This window comes from Providencia sp. PROV076, assembly GCF_028483405.1.
GTDB classification, from domain to species: Bacteria; Pseudomonadota; Gammaproteobacteria; order Enterobacterales; family Enterobacteriaceae; genus Providencia; species Providencia huaxiensis.
In genome coordinates this window covers 89826-109933 of sequence record NZ_JAMPRR010000018.1, presented here as the reverse complement: position 1 = coordinate 109933, position 20108 = coordinate 89826, and the positions used below count along the sequence as shown (strand labels likewise).

Here is a 20108-nt window from a genome sequence, read left to right as displayed (position 1 = left end):
ATATGTTTAAGCAATACCTGCAAGTGACCAAACCAGGAATTATATTCGGAAACTTGATTTCTGTGATCGGTGGTTTTTTATTGGCTTCAAAAGGGTCAATTGATTACCCACTGTTCGTTGCGACTTTGCTAGGTGTATCACTGGTCGTGGCTTCTGGTTGTGTTTTTAACAACTACATCGACCGTGATATCGACCGTATCATGGAAAGAACGAAGAATCGCCCTTTAGTTAAAGGGCTGATTGATCCGAAAGTTAGCCTGATTTACGCTGCTGCATTAGGTATTGCTGGTATGGTGCTGCTACTTGTAGCAGCCAATGCGCTGGCAATGCTGCTTGCAGTTATCGGTTTCATTGTTTATGTAGGTATTTATAGCCTATATATGAAACGTAAATCCGTTTATGGCACGCTGATTGGCAGCCTTTCAGGCGCAGCACCACCGGTTATCGGTTACTGCGCTGTTACAAATGAATTCGATATGGGTGCACTTATCCTATTGTTGATATTCAGTTTGTGGCAGATGCCTCATTCTTATGCCATTGCTATCTTCCGTTTTAAGGATTATAAAGCCGCAAACATTCCAGTGTTACCGGTTATTAAAGGAATTTCAGTCGCGAAGACACATATCTTCCTGTATATCCTAGCGTTTATGGTTGCAACATTGATGTTAGCTATCAGTGGATACGCGGGCTATAAGTACCTCATCGTAGGTGCAGCAGTCAGCTTATGGTGGCTAGGTATGGCAATTTCGGGTTTCAAAACCGAAAATGACGACCGAGTCTGGGCTAGAAAACTGTTCATTTTCTCAATCGTAGCGATTACTTCATTGAGTGTAATGATGTCAGTTGATCCTATCGTTTCAAGCGATACTGTTATAGCTCTCGTCAGATAACTTATCTGTTCACTGATGATGACAATGTCTAAACGGCGGGTCTTCCCCGCCGTTTTTATTTGTCTCTAACTGCTTTTACAACTCACTTTTACTTATTCTGCCTATCCTTATGAATCTATTTTATGGTTAAATAGCCCCTTGCTATTTATAAGCTAGATATTGAATGCACTATTAAAAATGCTAATAGATTGATAGTACAAACATGTCACCACGACGTAACTCAAATTTGTTGTGCTACCCGTATGCGACCTAAGTAGCCGAGAGAGCTAACACCACGACAGCACGAAATATGAAGAATAAAAATGAATGATAACAAAATGACATCCGCAGAGCTTAAATCCACTTGGGGATTAGGTTCTGTTTTCTCCTTGCGAATGCTTGGAATGTTTATGGTATTACCTATTTTGACCAGCTATGGAATGCATTTACAAGGAGCTAGCGAGTTCTTAGTGGGTGTCGCTATTGGTATCTATGGTCTTAGCCAAGCTATTTTCCAAATTCCTTTTGGTTTGATGTCAGACAAAATTGGTAGAAAGCCTTTAATTATTATTGGGTTATTCATTTTCATTATCGGAAGTATCGTCGCGGCATTAAGCGATTCAATTTGGGGAATTATTATTGGGCGTGCTTTACAAGGTGCCGGCGCCATTTCAGCTGCCGTCATGGCACTACTTTCTGATCTAACTCGAGAGCAAAATCGGACTAAAGCCATGGCATTTCTAGGTATTAGTTTCGGTTTAACTTTTGCTATAGCGCTAGTACTGGGTCCAATTCTCACCAACTTGATTGGTTTAAGTGGTCTATTTTGGGGAATAGCACTGCTTGCAGTAGGTGCTATTGCAGTGACTGTTTTTGTTGTTCCTAATACTAATACTCATGTCTTAAATCGTGAGTCTGCATTTGTGCAAAGTAATTTAAAAGCCGTTTTAATGCACCCACAGTTACTCAAATTAAATATAGGGATCCTCAGCTTACATACCCTACTGATGTCCAGTTTTGTTGCTCTACCTCTTATCATGACCGATTCGGGATTTTTAGCGAAAGACCATTGGAAAGCCTATTTGGTTACGATGTTAATCGCCTTTGTAACAGTACTTCCCTTTATTATTTATGCGGAAAAATACCGCAAGATGAAACAGGTTTTCTTATTTTGCATTATCGTTTTAGCATTAGCTGAAATTACCTTATGGCTTTCTGGTAGTCACTTATGGGTGATTTTCCTCGGTATTCAACTCTTTTTTATTGCTTTCAATATTATGGAAGCCATTTTACCGTCACTAATCAGTAAAGAGGCACCTGCGGGCTATAAAGGAACGGCCATGGGAGTTTACTCCACCAGCCAGTTTTTAGGTGTTGCCATTGGTGGTATTGTCGGTGGGTGGTTGTACAGTTTTGAAGGGGCTAGTACCGTTTTTATTGGCGGTTTAATTTTAACCATTATCTGGTTTGTCATTAGCCTGACCATGCAGCAGCCTCCTTATGTCAGCAGTATTCGTATTGAATTACCCAACCATATTGGAGATACAAGAGCTCTTGAGAAAAAATTACAAGCTCAAGAAGGGGTGATGGAAGCGCTTGTCGTTGATGAGGAATTTAGCGCTTATGTTAAAGTTGATAGAAAAATCATCAATCGAGATCAACTCGAAGCATTAATAAATCAGTAAAAATTAGCCCGCCATTGCGGGCTTACTTGATAAACAACTAATCGCGGAAGTTGTTAAATTGGAAAGGTTGGCCTAAATTCCCACCGCGCACCAGCGCCATAACCGATTGTAAGTCATCGCGGGCTTTACCAGTCACACGCACTTGGTCGCCTTGAACTTGTGCTTGAACTTTCAGTTTACTGTCTTTGATTAATTTAACGATTTTTTTAGCAATCGCAGCATCAATACCTTGCTTGAACGTAACTTCAACACTATAGGTTTTTCCACTATGAACGATATCTTCAGGCACATTCAATACCGCACCATCAATACCGCGCTTTGCCATTTTTTCTCTTAAAATATCAACTAACTGAAGCACTTGGAAATCAGATTCGCTAGTAATTTTAACTGATTCATTTTTGTCATTTAGCTCAAAACTGGCTTCGACATTTTTAAAATCCCAACGGCTAGTTAACTCACGCTGTGCATTTTCCACCGCATTACGTACTTCATTCATTTCCACTTCAGATACAATGTCAAATGATGGCATAGCCAGAACCTCACTGATAATTTTTAGATTGTGCGCATGATAACGTTTTTACTCACATCACTTCAAGTTATCAGGGCCTATGATGTTTCGTTAACTACAACTTAGTATAGTAAAAGGTTATACTGGCAAGAGATCACTTCCGCCTTACCTTATAAGACGTTAAACTCCCATTTTCAAAGGGGAAACAATGAAAATAACTCTGATTGGTTGTGGTGCGATAGGTAAACTGTGGCTTGCTTCACTTGCAATGCAAGGGCATGACGTACAAGGTTGGCTACGTGTTGCACAGTCTGATTTATTCGTCGATGTTAATGAACCCGATGGATGTACTTTCCGAGAACTCGTTCCTTGTAATAATATTAATCACTTGCAAAGTAGCGAGTTAATCATTGTCTGTTTAAAAGCATGGCAAGTTTCTGATGCTTTATTGCCTCTGATTAAAACTATCCCAGAAAATACCCCCATTTTATTACTGCATAATGGCATGGGTACGGTTGAGGAACTTACTCCGTTGCGTCATCCTATTTTAGCTGGCGTGACAACACATGCGGCGTGGCAAGAAAATAACCAAGTCTTTCATGTTGCCAATGGTATCACACATATTGGCGCGATTAATTCCCAAGCACAGGCTTATTACCCTATTGCGGATATTTTGCATGAAGCTCTACCTGATGTGGCTTGGCATAATCAAATTCTAACTACCTGTTGGCGTAAATTGATCGCCAACTGTGTCATTAACCCCCTCACCGTCGAGTATAATTGTAAGAATGGTGAATTAATTCAACATTCCACCCAAATATCTCGGATCATTGATGAAATATGCCATGTTATGGCAGCTGAAGGGTTACATACAGATAAAACTGAACTAACAGAATATATCTATAGCATTATCAATAATACTGCAGATAACTATTCATCGATGTTACAAGATATCCGCAATAATCGCCGCACTGAAATTGACTACATAACCGGTTTTTTAATTAAACAAGCACGAGCTCATGGGATTAGTACACCTGAAAACGATCGCCTATACCATTTAGTCAAAAATAGAGAACAACAATATGACGACTTCCGTTCTAATCTGCATCGCTCATGGTAGTGAAGAAATCGAATTTACCATTACCGCTGATTTATTAGTTAGAGCAGGCATTAATGTGACCTTAGCGAGTGTGACTGAAGATGGCTCTTTAACCATTACCGCTTCACGAGGTCTAAAAATTATTGCCGATACCCCGTTGATTCAAGTCGCTGATGAGCCTTTTGATGCTATTGTGCTACCCGGTGGTATGACTGGCGCAGAAACATTCCGCGATAGCCCACTGGTTGTTGAAAAAGTTCGCCGTATGCATCTAGATGGTAAAATTGTAGCCGCTATTTGTGCTGCACCAGCGCTTGTACTTGAATACCACCAATTGTTTCAGCTAGGTAATATGACCTGTTTTCCATCAATGAAAGATAAAATCCCAGCCCATAAATGGGTCGATCGCCGAGTTTACTTTGATGAACGTGTCAATCTATTAACTAGCCAAGGACCCGCCACTTCTTTTGACTTTGCATTAAAGTTAATTGAATTATTGGTAGGCCGGAAGACTGCAGCCCAAGTTGCCGCTCAACTCGTTTTACCTAATGGTATTAATGATTATTTAGAAGATTAGACATAAAACTCATTATAAGAAATGAATTAGAAAACAAGTTAACCAATTGAATAATAAAAATTAAGTAGCAAAAAAATCTGTGTTTAGAGTACTTTTTTGCTACTATTGCGGCGGGTGCTTGGATCATTTTGGTTCAAGCATTGTGAGAGCCAAAAGGACGAAAGCCCCGAATTAGATGTTAATCTTAATCCGAGGCAGTCTCCAACTCACACAATTGGATTCTGTCTCCTTTTAGAAAAGGAGTCAAGAGGAATGGCCAAAATTGCCCTTCTGGGGCTAGTTACCGTGTGCCTTACGGTATTGTGTTTTTCGTTGTTGATGCAAGAAAGACTATGCTCTTTCAGTATCAGCAGTGGAAGCACGCTGGTTCAAGCTACGTTATCCTGCGATAACTAGTCTTGTGGGGGAGTTTTCCCCCACATTTCTCTCTGATGATGAGTTGGTGATACAAGCACCCTGTTTTTATTCTCTACTTATTTTTATTCAGCTCACTTTGCCATTTCTATTTCGATTGCACCAGCAATCATATTAATATCAATGATATCAAAATAATCATAACCAACTGAATTTAAATATTTTTATTCACAAAATGAACGACAAAAAGATTTGTTTAGAGTGAGTTTTTGCTACTATTGCGGTGGGTGCTTGGATCATTTTGGTTCAAGCCTTGTGAGAGCCAAAAAGACGAAAGCCCCGAATTAGATGTTAATCTTAATCCGAGGCAGTCTCCAAACTCACAATTTGATTCTGTCTCCTTTTAGAAAAGGAGTCAAGAGGAATGGCCAAAATTGCCCTTCTGGGGCTAGTTACCGTGTGCCTTACGGTATTGTGTGATGCAAGAAAGACTATGCTCTTTCAGTATCAGCAGTGGAAGCACACTGGTTCAAGCTACGTTATCCTGCGATAACTAGTCTTGTGGGGGAGTTTTCCCCCACATTTCTCTCTGATGATGAGTTGGTGATGCAAGCACCCTGTTTTAAGCTACGGCCGATAAACCTTTATATTTTCATAACCTTGTTCCTTTAGGTATAGCGCTTGCAAACGGCTCATTACCCCACGGTCACAATATAATAAGTAGGTTTTATCTTTTGGTAAGTCACCAAATTGCGTGCTCAACTTATAGAATGGAATATGCTTAACTTCCATTCCATCCACGTTTAATGGTTTATCTTCAAATTCATCAATTGAACGAATATCTAAAATCACTTCATTTTCAATTGAAATCTCACTCACCATTTCAATTTCAGGGACTTTTTCAAGGCTTTCTTGTGCAATTTGGCGAATATCAATATTTTGCGCTTGTTCAACAACAGACTCTAAAATACCGAAATCAAAGTTGCCCTCTTCCGCTTCAATACGCGCTTTCACCGCTTTCACTGTTGGGCTTTTTGAAATCACACCACAATATTCAGGCATGGTTTTAGCAAAATCTTCAGTACCAATTTGGCGAGCTAGTTTGATAATGTGTTCTTTATCATGAGAAATTAGCGGCCTTAATACGAGGGTATCAGAAGCATTATCAATTAAGCGCAGGTTTGTTAGAGTCTGGCTTGACACCTGCCCCAGTGCTTCACCCGTAACAATCGCCTGAACGCCATAACGTTCTGCAACTTTAGATGCGGCTCTTACCATCATACGTTTGAGCACAACACCCATTTGGCCATCATCCACTTTTTCTAAAATTTCAGCCACAACTGGCTCAAAGTTGACAGCAATAAAACGAACTTTATGGGAGCTACCAAAACGGTTCCACAGATAATGTGCAATTTGTTTCACACCAATTTCATGTGCAGCGCCGCCTAAATTAAAGAAGCAATAGTGAACACGACAACCACGACGCATCAACATATAGCTCGAGACACCTGAATCAAAACCACCAGAAATGAGTGATAACACATCCTCTTGGGTCCCGATAGGGAAACCACCGATACCTTCAATACGTGCTTTAACTAAGATAAGTTTATCATCTTCGATTTCTAAGTGGATCGTGGTATCAGGATCCTTAAGCTTAACTTTTGCAGACGCAATGTGCTGGTTCAGCCCACCACCAATATAGCGTTCGGCATCGATGGATGAAAACTCATGTTTACCGCGACGTTTTACCCGCACACAGAATGTTTTATTTTCTAATGACTCACCATAGGCTTCGTGTGTCATTTCGTAAATATGATGTAGACTGGTAAATGGTTTTTCTTCCACTTCGAGAATATGGTGAATACCTGGGATACGCCCTAGCATGTCACAAATTTCGTCGTGTTTTGTTTCCCCCTTCACACGCACTTCAATGTTATCCCAATTACGGACAACCGAAATTTCTTCGCCAAGTGGTTTAAGCACGTTACGGATATTACTGGTCAAAATTTTAATGAAACGTAGCCTAACAGTTTGGCTTTTAATGGTAATTTCTGGGAATAACTTAATGATAAACTTCATAATAGCTGCATGTTCATGGTGGTTGGGGGCAAACGAATGTGCCTTAACAGAGACACATGACACGTTACCAATTGTCAATAATGAGGCGTATTATAACACTATCTTGCGGGTTGAATCTAAAAACCCCAATAATAAATTGTAACCGTAGCAAGACTGCGTTAGTCTGCTGAATATTTAAAATCCCTCGAATTAACTGATTTCACATTAGTGGCTAAATATTATGGCTAAAGAAAAAACTCAGCAAGTTCCAACTGTTAGTTTTGAAAACTCGCTTCAAGAGCTAGAGCAGATCGTCGCTCGCCTAGAATCTGGTGAGCTTCCCTTAGAAGATGCCCTTAATGAGTTTGAACGTGGTGTTCAAATTGCTAAACAAGGTCAAAAAGTACTACAGCAAGCTGAGCAACGTGTACAAATTTTGCTGAGTGATGACGAAAATAAACCTCTAGCCGATTTTTCACCTGATACTGAATAAATTATGTCTGAACAACATTTAGATAGCTTTACGCAGCAACAAAAACAGGCCTACGACAGAGTCAATCAATACCTATTAGATGCCTTAAACGCACTGCCGTTTACAGACCTTCCACTTGCACAAGCAATGCGTTATGGCACATTATTAGGTGGAAAACGTTTACGCCCATTTTTAACTTATGCCATCGGCTCTATGTTTGGTGTTAGCCAAGAAAATCTTGATGCCCCTGCAGCCGCCGTCGAATGTATTCATGCTTATTCATTAATCCATGATGATTTACCTGCAATGGATGATGATGATTTGCGTCGAGGCCAACCGACTTGCCACATTAAATATGGTGAAGGTAATGCGGTACTTGCTGGAGATGCATTGCAAACATTGGCATTCCAACTGCTGTCATCGGCACCCATGCCAGATGTTACTGATAAAGACCGCATAGCGATGATTGTAGAGTTATCATACGCAAGCGGTTTAGCTGGTATGTGTGGTGGGCAAGCTCTTGATTTAGATGCGGAAGGAAAGCAAGTTAACCTTGAATCCCTCGAGCGCATTCATCAACATAAAACAGGTGCATTGATTCGTGCAGCAATCCGTCTTGGTGCTTTTGCAGCCGGTGAAAAAGGCCAACAATTACTGCCTGTTTTAGACAAATATGCACAATCCATCGGCCTTGCCTTTCAAGTACAGGACGATATCCTAGATGTTATCGGTGATAGTGAAGTTACGGGTAAACGCCAAGGAACGGATGCCGAACATGAAAAAAGCACCTACCCATCGCTATTAGGCCTTGAAGCAGCACAAAAAAAAGCACGTGAGCTATATCATGATGCGATAGATGCTTTAGAGACTCTCCAGTCCCATGGATATAATATAGAAATGCTAAGTGCTTTAGCTAATTTCATTATTGAGCGTAAAAGCTGACAATATGCTTTGCCTTTTAGCTACAAGAAGATCGATAATTACGGCAATTATTACCTTAATGCATCTTCGAATCATACCTATAGCCCCAAAAAATAGATGGATGACTTCTTAATCAATAGAGTTATAGGCAGACGATAAACGAAGGCAACCCAACAGCACATAGAAGCCTTATGTCGCTAAATACTGAGAATAGTCATTTTATTGTGGCTAAGTAAGTTGGGTTTTTTATTAATTATAAGTGAGCAACTAATGAGTATTGATATCGCTAAATATCCAACGCTAGCCTTGGCAGAGACACCAGATGAGCTTCGTCTGTTGCCTAAAGAGAGTTTGCCTAAGCTTTGTGATGAACTCAGACAATTTTTACTGAGTAGCGTGGGTCGCTCTAGCGGTCACTTTGCTTCTGGTCTCGGTGCTGTTGAACTCACCGTCGCATTGCATTATGTCTATAAAACTCCATTTGATAACCTTGTTTGGGATGTCGGCCACCAAGCCTACCCACATAAAATATTGACGGGTCGCCGTGACCGTATTGATACCATCCGTCAAAAAAATGGTTTGCATCCCTTTCCATGGCGTGAAGAAAGTGAATATGACATTTTAAGCGTTGGCCATTCCTCAACATCCATTAGTGCCGGTTTAGGTATGGCCATTGCCGCAGAAAAAGAGCAACAAAGCCGTAAGACGGTTTGTGTGATTGGTGATGGCGCGATCACTGCAGGAATGGCATTTGAAGCGATGAACCATGCAGGGGATGCCGCACCTGATATGTTGGTTATCTTAAACGATAACGAAATGTCTATTTCAGAAAATGTTGGCGCACTCAACAACCACTTAGCTCACTTGCTTTCTGGAAAGCTCTACACAACATTGCGTGAAGGTGGCAAAAAAGTTTTTTCTAACATGCCACCGATTAAAGAGCTACTGAAAAAGACAGAAGAACACATTAAAGGCATGGTTGTACCGGGAACCATGTTTGAAGAATTAGGTTTTAACTATATTGGCCCTGTTGACGGCCATGATGTTGTTGCCTTAGTTCAAACGTTAAAAAATATGCGTGATTTAAAAGGCCCGCAATTTTTACATATCATGACCAAGAAAGGCCGAGGTTATGAGCCGGCAGAAAAAGACCCTATTAGCTGGCACGCGGTTCCTAAATTTGACCCAAGCACATTCACTTTACCCAAAAGCAAAGAGACAGGGCCGACTTTCTCTAAAATTTTTGGTGATTGGCTATGTGAAGAGGCTAAAAATGATAGCAAATTGATGGCTATCACCCCTGCTATGCGTGAAGGGTCTGGTATGGTTCGCTTCTCTAAAGAATTCCCAGACCAATACTTCGATGTCGCGATCGCTGAACAACATGCGGTCACATTTGCAGCCGGCCTTGCCATTGGTGGCTATAAGCCTATCGTTGCCATCTATTCCACGTTCTTGCAACGCGGTTACGACCAAGTCATTCATGATGTGGCTATCCAGAAGGTTCCTGTCATGTTTGCGATTGACCGAGCTGGTGTTGTCGGGGCAGATGGGCAAACTCACCAAGGTTCTTTTGATATTTCATTTCTACGCTGTATACCAACAATGGTTATTATGGCCCCAAGTGATGAAAATGAGTGCCGCCAAATGCTACATACTGGCTACCATTACCAAGATGGCCCATGTGCAGTGCGTTACCCTCGAGGCACAGGAACAGGCGCTGAATTACAGCCATTATCACCACTACCTATTGGTAAAGGTATTATTCGTCGCCAAGGTGAAAAAGTCGCTATCTTATGCTTTGGCACATTATTAAGCCACGCATTAGTCGCTGCCGAGCAACTCAATGCAACTGTCATTGATATGCGCTTTGTGAAGCCTTTAGACGAAGCCCTGATCCTTGAAATAGCCGAGACTCATGATGTTCTTGTCACTCTCGAAGAAAATGCCATCATGGGTGGTGCAGGTAGCGGCGTGAATGAATTCTTAATGCATGAGAAAAAAATCATTCCAACCTTAAACCTTGGTTTACCTGATTATTTTATTTCTCAAGGTACCCAAGAGGAACTTATTGCTGAATTGGGCTTAGATTCCACTGGTATTGTTAATTCTATTAATAACTACTTAGCCAAATAATTTTTATCTTTAGGGCATTGCATTAACAATACAATGCCCTATTCAATCACAAAGCCAATCACTCTTATTCCTTTTCTTAATACACTAAAAAAGTATTTATCTCCCTGTTATTACTGACTCATTCATGTTCATTAAAAAAATATGTCACATTTTTATTATATTTCAAGATCATTAAAATAAAATATAAAACTAAATACAATCAGTTTATCTACAACAATATTCAGCTATTTACCTGAAATAAGAATATAAACAAAGCTTTTATCTTGAATGTGAGTTTTTACAATAAAGACATGCAAATTATTTTAAAATCTATTAATATGAACTTTGTCACTATAGGACTGAGTAATTTAGTCTCTGAGTTATATTCGTAAAATATCATTTTGAAAATGACAACTAATTTCTATAACGAATATATTATTTTAACAAATTTAACCGAAAATTAATAAGTAATTATTTTGTTTTCTTAATTAACAAACCAGGAAACAAATAAACGCTATTCCAACTACAATTTTCATATAGTTTATTTTTATTTAATCAATTTTAATAAATAGATTTGGGAGCGCTTATGTGTGGACAATTTATTAATGAACCCTTGTATTTATCTATTGCGAACTGGGTAATGAAACAAGGCCGCTGGACAACAGCTAGAGAGATATCTAACAACTTTGGTATCCCGCATCCTAATGCCGTCAATATTGTTTCTTATATTTTATCTGATGTTGCTGAAATTCAGTGTGAAGTAAAAATGATCCCAAATAAATTATCGGGACGAGGTTGCCAATGTCAGCGGCTTATTAAAGTTAAGAAAATTGATAACCAGCTTTATGCACGTTTAAGAAATCATCAAGCTGAAAAAGTCACTATCGATTCTCCTATAAAAGCAGCTTCTATGCCGCCAAGTGAATTAAATCGAGAGCAAAAATGGCAATGGATGCTATCAAAATCACAACGTCGCTAAACCTATTTCTTAGCTTCACACCAATAAAAAACGCAGACTTCACCAGCTGCGTTTTTTTATTTTACGGCCTTTTTGTGAATCACTGCCCCTTAGGTTTTACATCCGTTGTACCAAATAATTGGTGTCGATTAACTTCAAGCTCTGTTAAGGGCTGAGTTTCTTGTAGGTATTGCTGATACCGACCGGCTAAGTCTTGATATTCTTTAGTGTTTAACCGCTTCCAATGCAGTTCTTCATCAGTCACTGAGCGTAAAAAACGTGCTGGACTTCCGACTAACATCTGACGGCTTTCTCCTTGAAAACCGGCTTTAACAAAACTCATCGCAGCAACAATGCTTTCCTCACCAATCACAGCACCATCCATAACAACACTGTTCATTCCAACCAAAGCATCACGGCCAATAATGCATCCATGTAGAATAGCTCCGTGGCCTATATGTCCGCATTCATGGACAATGGTTTCTACATCACTGTAGCCATGCATGATGCAGCAGTCCTGAATATTCGCGCCTTTTTCTATGATCAAACGTCCATAATCCCCACGTAAAGAGGCGTTAGGCCCAATAAAAACTCCTTCACCGATAATAACATCACCAATTACTACCGCTGATGGATGTACATATGCGGTAGGGTGAACAACTGGGATCACCCCTTCAAAAGCGTAAAAGCTCAAAATTCACCTCGCTGCTAGCTTAACTAGCGCCCTTTCCAACTTGGTGAACGTTTTTCGGCAAATGCGAGTGGGCCTTCTGTTGCATCTTCGGAATGTAAAACTGCAGGGTAGTTTGTCAGTACACCGCTGCGCATGAGTTTATACCCCTCTTCAACAGTGAGCTCCCCTGTCGCACGGAAAATTTCTTTCAGTGCAGCGACAGCAAGTGGCGCACTTTGGGTGATTTGCTCCGCTAACTGACGCGCTTTGTCCATTAAGTTTTCAATTGGTACAACATCGTTAGCAATTCCCCAACGTAATGCTTCCTTCGCATCCATTCGCCTACCCGTCATTACCATTTCGTTCACAATGGGTGCTGGAAGAATTTTGGGTAAGCGTAAGACACCGCCGCTATCAGGTACAATGCCAAGTTGTGCTTCTGGTAATGCAAAGCTAGCATTTTCAGAACAAATAATCATATCTGCTGCTAAAGCCAGTTCGAAACCTCCACCAAACGCATAACCATTTACAGCTGCAATGACAGGCTTATTCAAATTGAAAATTTCAGTAAGCCCTGCAAAACCACCAGGACCAAAATCAGCATCTGGGGCTTCACCTTCTGCAGCAGATTTTAAATCCCAACCGGCAGAGAAGAACCGCTCGCCAGCACCGGTGATAATCGCAACGCGTAATGATGGGTCATCACGGAAATTGAGAAAAACTTCCCCCATTTTGAAACTGGTTTTCGCATCAATTGCATTCGCTTTAGGTCTATCAAGTACGATTTCTAAAATGGAGCCATTACGGGTAACTTTTAATGATTCGCTCATAGTGCAATCCTTTAGTGATCATGCGTTCGCATTTTGGCTGCAAATAGTTAAAACCAAAACGTTCGCGTAATTAATAGAATTATTCGATTATTTCAGGTGTTTTTTCAGTACTTTCCCAGAACAGTTACGCGGTAAATCCTTACGTACCTCAACCCATGACGGCACTTTAAATTTCGCCATTTGCTTTTCACAGAAAGCGAAAAACTCTTCCTGCGTTAAGGTTTCACCCTCTTCTAGCACAATAAAGGCTTTGATTGCTTCATCACGAATTTCATCAGCAACACCTATCACGGCCACGTCAACGATAGCAGGATGTGAAGCAATGATATTTTCAATCTCACTGCACGAAACGTTTTCACCGCACCGTTTGATCATGTTCATGCTTCTATCCACAAAATAGAAAAAGCCATCGTCATCTTGATAAGCAAAGTCTCCGGTATGCATCCAGCCTTGTTTATCGAAAGCTTTTTCCGTTGCTTCCGGGTTGTTGTAGTACTCTTTAAATAAGGTTTTTCCACGTTCACCTTTAACACAGAGCTCGCCTACCACCCCTGCTGCAACAGGTTGGTTATTTTCATCCCTGATTTGTGCTTTATAGCAAAAACCGGGGCGGCCAATAGATGGCCAGCGACGAATATCACCGGGCCTATCGCCAATCAACCCCACGATGGTTTCCGTCATGCCATATGAGGTCAGAAAACTCTTCACCGCAAAACGCGCCATAAATTGTTCTTTTTCCTCATTACTCAAATTGAGATAGAACATCGCTTCACGTAAACAATGGTCTTTTTCGTTATCCGCCAGAGGTTGACTTAATAACGTGCGGATCATCATTGGGATCAACTCAACCACTGTCGCTCGATGTTTCACGACTTGTTGCCAAAAACGTCGTGCACTGTACCTTTCGAGTAACACAAAAGTGGCCCCCACCGAAAAAGCGGCCATGGACACGGTGCACTGGCAATCGATATGAAAAACAGGCATGACAGTCAGATAAATATCATCTGAGCGCAAGGTGTTCTGCCAAGAAGAGTAGTAACCCGCAAAACGTAAGTTATAGTGGGTAATGATCACCCCTTTGGGTTTTGAGGTCGTACCCGAAGTAAATAAAATTTCCGCAGTATCATCAACACTTAACGCAATGAGTTGTGTCAATTCAATGGGTTTTTGTGCGTGTTCAAGCAAAAAGTCTGAAACGCCGTTTTGTTGTTTAACGGGGGTATCTGAAATTAAAAAAATATGTTCAAGGCTGGTACTTTCATCATCAAGTACACGTTGATAAATATCTAAAAAAGTCGCACAAGTCACGACCATCCGTGGCTGGCAGTTTTGCATAATCCAAGCGGCTTCATTGTATTTATAACGTGCATTAACAGGGACCATAATCGCCCCAATTTTTGCCAAGCCAAACCAGCAAAAGAAAAACTCTGGGCAATTATCTAAATGTAAAGCAACCTTATCCCCTTTTTGAATGCCATAAGCTAAAAAGAGGTTTGCTGTGCGATTAATGTGTTCATTCATCTCTCTATAGCTGAATTCACGAACATTTCCATCGCAGGATTCAAAGATAAGCGCCTTATTATTACCGTGGGTTAACGCTAAATCATCCCACATTTGACGCAAATTTTGTTTACCGATTACATCCATTAATTGCTTCCCATCATTTCCCTGATGAATATTCAGGCCAATGGATTAATTGACCTGAATATTCATTCAATTAATCCACTATTTTGGCCAGTCCTTTGTCGACTAACCCCCGAATATCTGTTTCGCTATATCCAATATTTTTCAATATATCAGTGGTATCCATGCCATGTGATGGCATACCGCGCCATATTTGGCCCGGATTATTTTTGAATTTTGGCATAACGTTTGGACCACGACATGTGCGCCCATCCATGGTCTGCCAACTGGTAATCGACTCCCGAGCTATGTATTGAGGGTTAGTATCTAGCTCAGGAATAGTTAATACTTTCGCACTTGCAATGTTCAGCTCAGCCAACCTTGCTAACACCTCATCAATCGAGCGTGCGCCTAGCCATTCATCGAGTTTTTCTTCCATTAAAGGTCCATAAGGACATTCAATTCGATGAATGAGCTGAGTCCCTTCAGGTATTTCTGGCGTTCCTAGTAAATGACCAAGACCAATATCTTTAAATATTTCTTGTACTTGAGTGATACCAACGACTTCCATCACAATATAGCCATCATTACAGCTATAGAGCCCACAACCCGCATAGTACGGGTCTTTCCCTTTGGTCATACGTGGGCAAATTTCGCCACCATTGAAGTAATCCATCATGAAGTATTGCCCCATACGCAACATCACTTCGTACATGGCGATATCAATGCTTTCCCCTTTACCCGTTTCACGCGCTTTATACAGTGCTGCGAGAGCCGCTGTTGTGGCGGTCATGCCAGAAAAATAATCTGCGGTATAAGGGAAGGCAGGCATTGGCTGGTCTTTATCACCATTTTGGATAAGATAACCACTGAAAGCCTGTGCAATGGTATTGTAGGCCGCTAGGTTAGTGTATTGAGGGTCGCCATATTGTCCGAAGCCTGATAAATGAGCGATAACCAATTTTGGGTTGTGTTCCCAAAGTACCTCATCGGTGATCCCTCTACGGGCAAATGCGGGTCCTTTACTAGCCTCAATGAATATATCCGTTGTTTCCATTAGCTTCAGGAATGCTTCTCGCCCTTCATCTTTAAAGATATTCAGTGATAATGCACGCAGGTTACGCCTTGATAACTGAGGGTAATTAGGCTGAACACGAATGGTATCCGCCCACGCTACGTTCTCTATCCAAATCACTTCTGCGCCCCACTCTGCAAACATTTGTCCTGCAAATGGGCCGGCTATTTCAATCCCTGAAAATACCACTCTGACCCCAGCTAATGGGCCAAACTCTGGCATAGGTAGATGCTCTGCCATGTTCTCTTCTCCTGTGAAACTTGGTTGGCTCGCTAAAAAAGCCAACCTATAAGCATTCAGTTATTAGCGGTACTGTTTCAGTACACTGCGGCCTAGTGTTAGTATTTGCATTTCATCTGAACCACCAGATACACGATCCACACGTAAGTCACGCCAGAAACGTGCAATTCGATGCTCACCTGCAATTCCGACACCGCCGAGTACTTGCATCGCAGAATCCACAACTTCAAATGCCGCATTTGCACAGAAGTATTTACACATCGCTGCATCACCCGAGGTGATCAATCCGTTGTCACTCTTCCATGCAGTTTCATATAACATGTTGCGCATTGAATTGAGCTTGATCGCCATATGTGCAAATTTTTCTTGAATTAATTGGTAACGACCAATTGCTTCGCCGAATTGAACACGCTGATTTGCATAGCGAGCCGCGTCTTCGAACGCACACATTGCTGTACCGTAGTTAGTCAGAGCCACAAGGAAACGCTCGTGGTCAAACTCTTCTTTCACACGGTTAAAACCATTACCTTCACGGCCGAACATATCTTTTTCATCAAGTTCAACGTTATCGAACGTAATTTCACAGCAGCTATCCATGCGTAAACCCAGTTTCTCAAGTTTATTCACCTTGATACCCGGTTTGCTCATATCCAAGAACCACTCAGTAAAGACAGGTTTATCTGGCGAATCTGCATCACGGCTCATCACCACGATATACGGTGTGTAGGCACTACTGGTGATAAAGCATTTGCTACCATTAAGATAAACTTTGCCATTACGACGTTGATAAGTGGTTTGCAGGCTACCGACATCAGAACCGGCACCTGGCTCAGTGATCGCAGAGTTCCACATTTGTTTACCTGTGCCGCGAAACGCCATGATTTTATCAATTTGCTCTTGAGTCCCTTCCCTCAGTACGGTGTTAAAACCGCCCGGTAATTGGTACAGCACATAGGTTGGTGCACCTAGGCGACCTAATTCCATCCATACTGCAGCTACCGTAATAAACCCTGCATCTAAGCCGCCATGTTCTTCTGGGATCAGCAGGTTATCGATTTCCATGTCCGCTAAGGCTTTTACAAAACGTTCAGGATATTGGCTGTCGCGGTCGCACTGTGCGAAATAGCTCTCCCAGTTTTCACTGGCCATGAGTTCACGGATCCCTGCGACAAACAACTCCTGCTCATCATTCAATCTAAAATCCATATCAATAACCTCTTACATGTTGTTTTTGAATAAATTAGTCATTTTTCCAATGCACTTTGGCATCTTTAATAAAGGAAAGCGTTACCATGATGTTGACGAAAAAAAGTGGGCATCCTCCAGCAATTATCGCGGTTTGTATTGGTTTTAATCCGCCTAGAGCCAGCAATACAATGCCGATAACACCGACTAAGACAGACCAACCGATACGTACTAATAATGGTGGCTCATCACCCTCTTTCACTGCGCGACAAGTCGACATAGCGAGAGTGTATGAACAAGCATTAATCAGTGTGACCGTGGCGATAAAGCAGAGGATGAAGAAGCCCCAAATTGTTACAGTGCTCAAAGGTAAGGCAGCCCATGTCTCAATGATGGCGCGTGCAACGCCGAATTCTTCAATCAGTTTTGGAATGTTGATAATGTCTTTATCAATCAGTTGTAGAGTATTACTTCCTAAAATAGTCCAAATTAATGTCGATCCTGCGGTTAAACCCGCAACCATACCAATACACAATTCACGGACAGTACGGCCTTTCGATATACGTGCGAGGAAGATACACATTTGAATGGCATAGATAACCCACCATGCCCAGTAAAATACTGTCCAGCCCTGTGGGAAACCACTTTTACCAACCGCATCTGTATAGAACAGCATACGTGGCATATACATCATTAGGACACCGATAGAATCGGTAAAGTAGTTAACAATAAAGCTAGCACCACCAACGATAAATACCCATCCCAACATCAAGAAACTGAGATAACTACGTACGTCACTGGCAATCTTCACCCCTTTTTGCAGGCCGAAAGCCACACAAATTGCATTTAGAATGATCCAGCAGAAAATGATGATGGCATCAAGTTGTAAGGTATGTGGAATACCAAATAAATATTGAATACATTCAGTAACCAACGGTGTTGCTAACCCTAGACTGGTTCCCATTGCTAATATCAAAGCAACGAGATAGAAGTTATCAACAAGAGTCCCAAACCAACCATTGACACGTTTTTCCCCTACCAGAGGAACTAGCGTACTACTCGGACGAATAACATCCATTTTGCGGACAAAGAAGAAATAACCGAATGCGACAGATAAGAAGCTATAGGTCGCCCATGGTAATGGCCCCCAATGGAACAAGCTGTATGCAAGCCCGATATTTTTGGCCTCGTTTGAATAAGATTCAAAGCCAAAAGGCGGTGTAGAAACATAATAATAGATTTCAATCGACCCCCAAAAAAGTACCGCTGCAGAGGTACAAGATGCGAACATCATGAAAATCCAGCTCGCACGGCTAAATTCCGGCTTCTCTTCTCCTAAACGTTTTTTGGCATAAGGCCCCAAAATCAACCAGAACCATCCACCAAACATCACAACCATGTACCACTCAAATGCCCAGCCCCACACATTAGTGACATAGCTGAAGACTTGGTTGATCACTTCATTTGAAGCATCAAGGTCACGGACAGTTAGCCAACACAATAGTCCAACAATGATCAACGGTGGAAAAAAAACTTTTGGTTCTATTCCACCCTTCTTATTTTCTTTGCTCATAGTTCGTTCCCAATTTATTATTTAATATATAAGCTTTAAGAATAGATATTATTTAACACCTCATTACTTATTTATTATTAAATCCCATTAACCCCTAAAAATTTAATTCCGCATTAATTCAATCACTATTCAAATCATGTCGACTCGTCATTAACAATTCTGTTATTAAGGTCACAATATTATTCGTGATAAATAATTGTTATTATTTATTCCATTTGAAATAATTTTAAATACCAATAAATACATAGAGATAAAATATTGTGTAACATTAATGTTATTAAATACCTTCAGTATTGGTGATTAGGGTAGCAATATTGAACATTTCGTTGATAAGTTGATGATTTTTACAGTATTGGTGAGTAGGGTATCAGTATGAATATTTAAACCGACTTTATTTTAAGGTTTTCAATATTGGTGACCTAGGTTTTATTTTTAAATATCCAGTTCATGATAATTATATAATCCGAAACCGAAACGGATCATATTTATTAATATTATTTTAGGAGATGTAATGAATATTATTACATGCTATAAATCTGTTCCTGATGAACAAGATATTATTGTAAATAGCGCAGATGGTTCTTTAGATTTTTCACGTGCTGATACCAAAATCAGTCAATATGATTTAAATGCAATTGAAACCGCTAATCAAATAAAAGCGCAGCAAGCTGACAGTAAAGTGATTGCGTTAAGTGTCGGTGGTAAAGCACTGACCAACATGAAAGCACGTAAAGACGTTTTATCTCGTGGCCCAGATGAACTTGTGGTTGTTATTGATGACCAACTGGAACAAGCCTTACCACATCAAACGGCTCTGGCCTTGAGCTCTGCAGCTCAAAAAGTCGGTTTTGATTTAATTATTTGTGGTGATGGTTCCGCTGATTTAAATGCACAACAAGTTAGTATCTTGATGGGCGAAACACTGCAAGTTCCTGCCATCAACGGTGTGAAGAAAGTCGTTTCAATCACCGCTAACACGGTAGTTATAGAGCGTGAGCTAGAAGATGAGATTGAAACGCTATCCATACCATTACCAGCCATTGTCGCTGTTACCTCCGATATTAACGTTCCCGTTATTCCATCAATGAAAGCAATTTTAGGCGCTGCTAAAAAACCCGTTCAAGCTTGGACGATGGCTGATATTGGTTTAGATAACGTTGCAGCTCTTTCTGCGCAATCTATTGCGGCACCTAAGCAAAAAGTCCGCCAGCGCATCATCATTGAAGGTGATGGCGAAGACCAAATTGCACAATTTGCTGAACATTTAAGAAAAATTATTTAATCGGAGGCGTT

17 protein-coding genes are annotated in these 20108 nt (G+C 40.9%); 9 read left to right on the top strand and 8 right to left on the bottom strand.

The genetic code is table 11. The annotated features are described in order from the left end of the window. Window positions 1–2 precede the first annotated feature (2 nt). The gene (cyoE, locus tag PSF67_RS12910) at window positions 3–890 is read left to right on the top strand and encodes a heme o synthase (protein ID WP_004905461.1); all 888 of its coding nucleotides are present in this window, start codon (window positions 3–5) and stop codon (window positions 888–890) included. A 302-nt stretch (window positions 891–1192) separates the two neighbouring features. Beyond that, window positions 1193–2554, top strand: a complete 1362-nt coding sequence (locus PSF67_RS12905) for an MFS transporter (RefSeq protein WP_272677039.1) — start codon at window positions 1193–1195, stop codon at window positions 2552–2554. Between the two features lie 37 nt (window positions 2555–2591). On the opposite strand, the gene PSF67_RS12900 is transcribed toward PSF67_RS12905, so the two are convergent. Beyond that, entirely contained in the window at window positions 2592–3083 is a 492-nt protein-coding gene (locus PSF67_RS12900) for a YajQ family cyclic di-GMP-binding protein (RefSeq protein WP_004914551.1), read from the bottom strand. Between the two features lie 187 nt (window positions 3084–3270). Here PSF67_RS12900 and panE point away from each other — a divergent pair, with 187 nt between their 5' ends. Continuing rightward, window positions 3271–4182, top strand: coding sequence for a 2-dehydropantoate 2-reductase (panE, locus tag PSF67_RS12895; RefSeq protein ID WP_272677038.1), 912 nt, complete (start codon window positions 3271–3273; stop codon window positions 4180–4182). Further along, entirely contained in the window at window positions 4145–4738 is a 594-nt protein-coding gene (gene yajL, locus PSF67_RS12890; protein ID WP_166266711.1) for a protein deglycase YajL, read from the top strand. Before panE ends, yajL begins: the two co-directional genes overlap by 38 nt. Before the next feature lie 981 nt (window positions 4739–5719). Here the strand turns inward: yajL and thiI are convergent. Next, window positions 5720–7171 carry a tRNA uracil 4-sulfurtransferase ThiI gene (gene thiI / locus PSF67_RS12880; RefSeq protein WP_166266707.1) on the bottom strand — a complete coding sequence of 484 codons (1452 nt, stop codon included), beginning with the start codon at window positions 7169–7171 and terminating at the stop codon, window positions 5720–5722. 220 nt (window positions 7172–7391) lie between these two features. On the opposite strand from thiI, the gene xseB reads away from it, so the two are divergent. The 4 genes from xseB to caiF all read left to right on the top strand — a co-directional run bounded on the left by xseB (window position 7392) and on the right by caiF (window position 11637). Continuing rightward, window positions 7392–7643 carry an exodeoxyribonuclease VII small subunit gene (xseB, locus tag PSF67_RS12875; protein ID WP_004914571.1) on the top strand — a complete coding sequence of 84 codons (252 nt, stop codon included), beginning with the start codon at window positions 7392–7394 and terminating at the stop codon, window positions 7641–7643. Between the two features lie 3 nt (window positions 7644–7646). Beyond that, on the top strand, window positions 7647–8564 hold the full coding sequence (gene ispA / locus PSF67_RS12870; RefSeq protein ID WP_272677037.1) for a (2E,6E)-farnesyl diphosphate synthase: 918 nt from the start codon (window positions 7647–7649) through the stop codon (window positions 8562–8564). A gap of 249 nt (window positions 8565–8813) precedes the next feature. Continuing rightward, a complete protein-coding gene (gene dxs / locus PSF67_RS12865) occupies window positions 8814–10679 on the top strand; it encodes a 1-deoxy-D-xylulose-5-phosphate synthase (RefSeq protein WP_166266705.1) in 1866 nt (621 codons plus the stop codon). Between the two features lie 565 nt (window positions 10680–11244). Beyond that, entirely contained in the window at window positions 11245–11637 is a 393-nt protein-coding gene (gene caiF, locus PSF67_RS12860) for a carnitine metabolism transcriptional regulator CaiF (RefSeq protein ID WP_166266703.1), read from the top strand. A gap of 79 nt (window positions 11638–11716) precedes the next feature. On the opposite strand, the gene caiE is transcribed toward caiF, so the two are convergent. The 6 genes from caiE to caiT all read right to left on the bottom strand — a co-directional run bounded on the left by caiE (window position 11717) and on the right by caiT (window position 18815). Further along, window positions 11717–12310, bottom strand: coding sequence for a carnitine operon protein CaiE (gene caiE, locus PSF67_RS12855; RefSeq protein WP_166266701.1), 594 nt, complete (start codon window positions 12308–12310; stop codon window positions 11717–11719). A gap of 23 nt (window positions 12311–12333) precedes the next feature. Continuing rightward, on the bottom strand, window positions 12334–13119 hold the full coding sequence (caiD, locus tag PSF67_RS12850; protein ID WP_102139028.1) for a crotonobetainyl-CoA hydratase: 786 nt from the start codon (window positions 13117–13119) through the stop codon (window positions 12334–12336). Between the two features lie 87 nt (window positions 13120–13206). After that, entirely contained in the window at window positions 13207–14766 is a 1560-nt protein-coding gene (caiC, locus tag PSF67_RS12845) for a crotonobetaine/carnitine-CoA ligase (RefSeq protein WP_166266697.1), read from the bottom strand. 70 nt (window positions 14767–14836) lie between these two features. After that, window positions 14837–16057, bottom strand: coding sequence for an L-carnitine CoA-transferase (gene caiB / locus PSF67_RS12840; protein ID WP_166266695.1), 1221 nt, complete (start codon window positions 16055–16057; stop codon window positions 14837–14839). A gap of 63 nt (window positions 16058–16120) precedes the next feature. Further along, the gene (gene caiA, locus PSF67_RS12835) at window positions 16121–17263 is read right to left on the bottom strand and encodes a crotonobetainyl-CoA dehydrogenase (protein ID WP_102139025.1); all 1143 of its coding nucleotides are present in this window, start codon (window positions 17261–17263) and stop codon (window positions 16121–16123) included. Window positions 17264–17297: 34 nt separating this feature from the next. Beyond that, window positions 17298–18815, bottom strand: a complete 1518-nt coding sequence (gene caiT, locus PSF67_RS12830; RefSeq protein WP_102139024.1) for an L-carnitine/gamma-butyrobetaine antiporter — start codon at window positions 18813–18815, stop codon at window positions 17298–17300. 511 nt (window positions 18816–19326) lie between these two features. Between caiT and fixA the strand changes: the two genes are divergently transcribed. Then, entirely contained in the window at window positions 19327–20097 is a 771-nt protein-coding gene (gene fixA, locus PSF67_RS12825; protein ID WP_272677036.1) for a putative electron transfer flavoprotein FixA, read from the top strand. The last annotated feature ends 11 nt before the right edge of the window (window positions 20098–20108 follow it).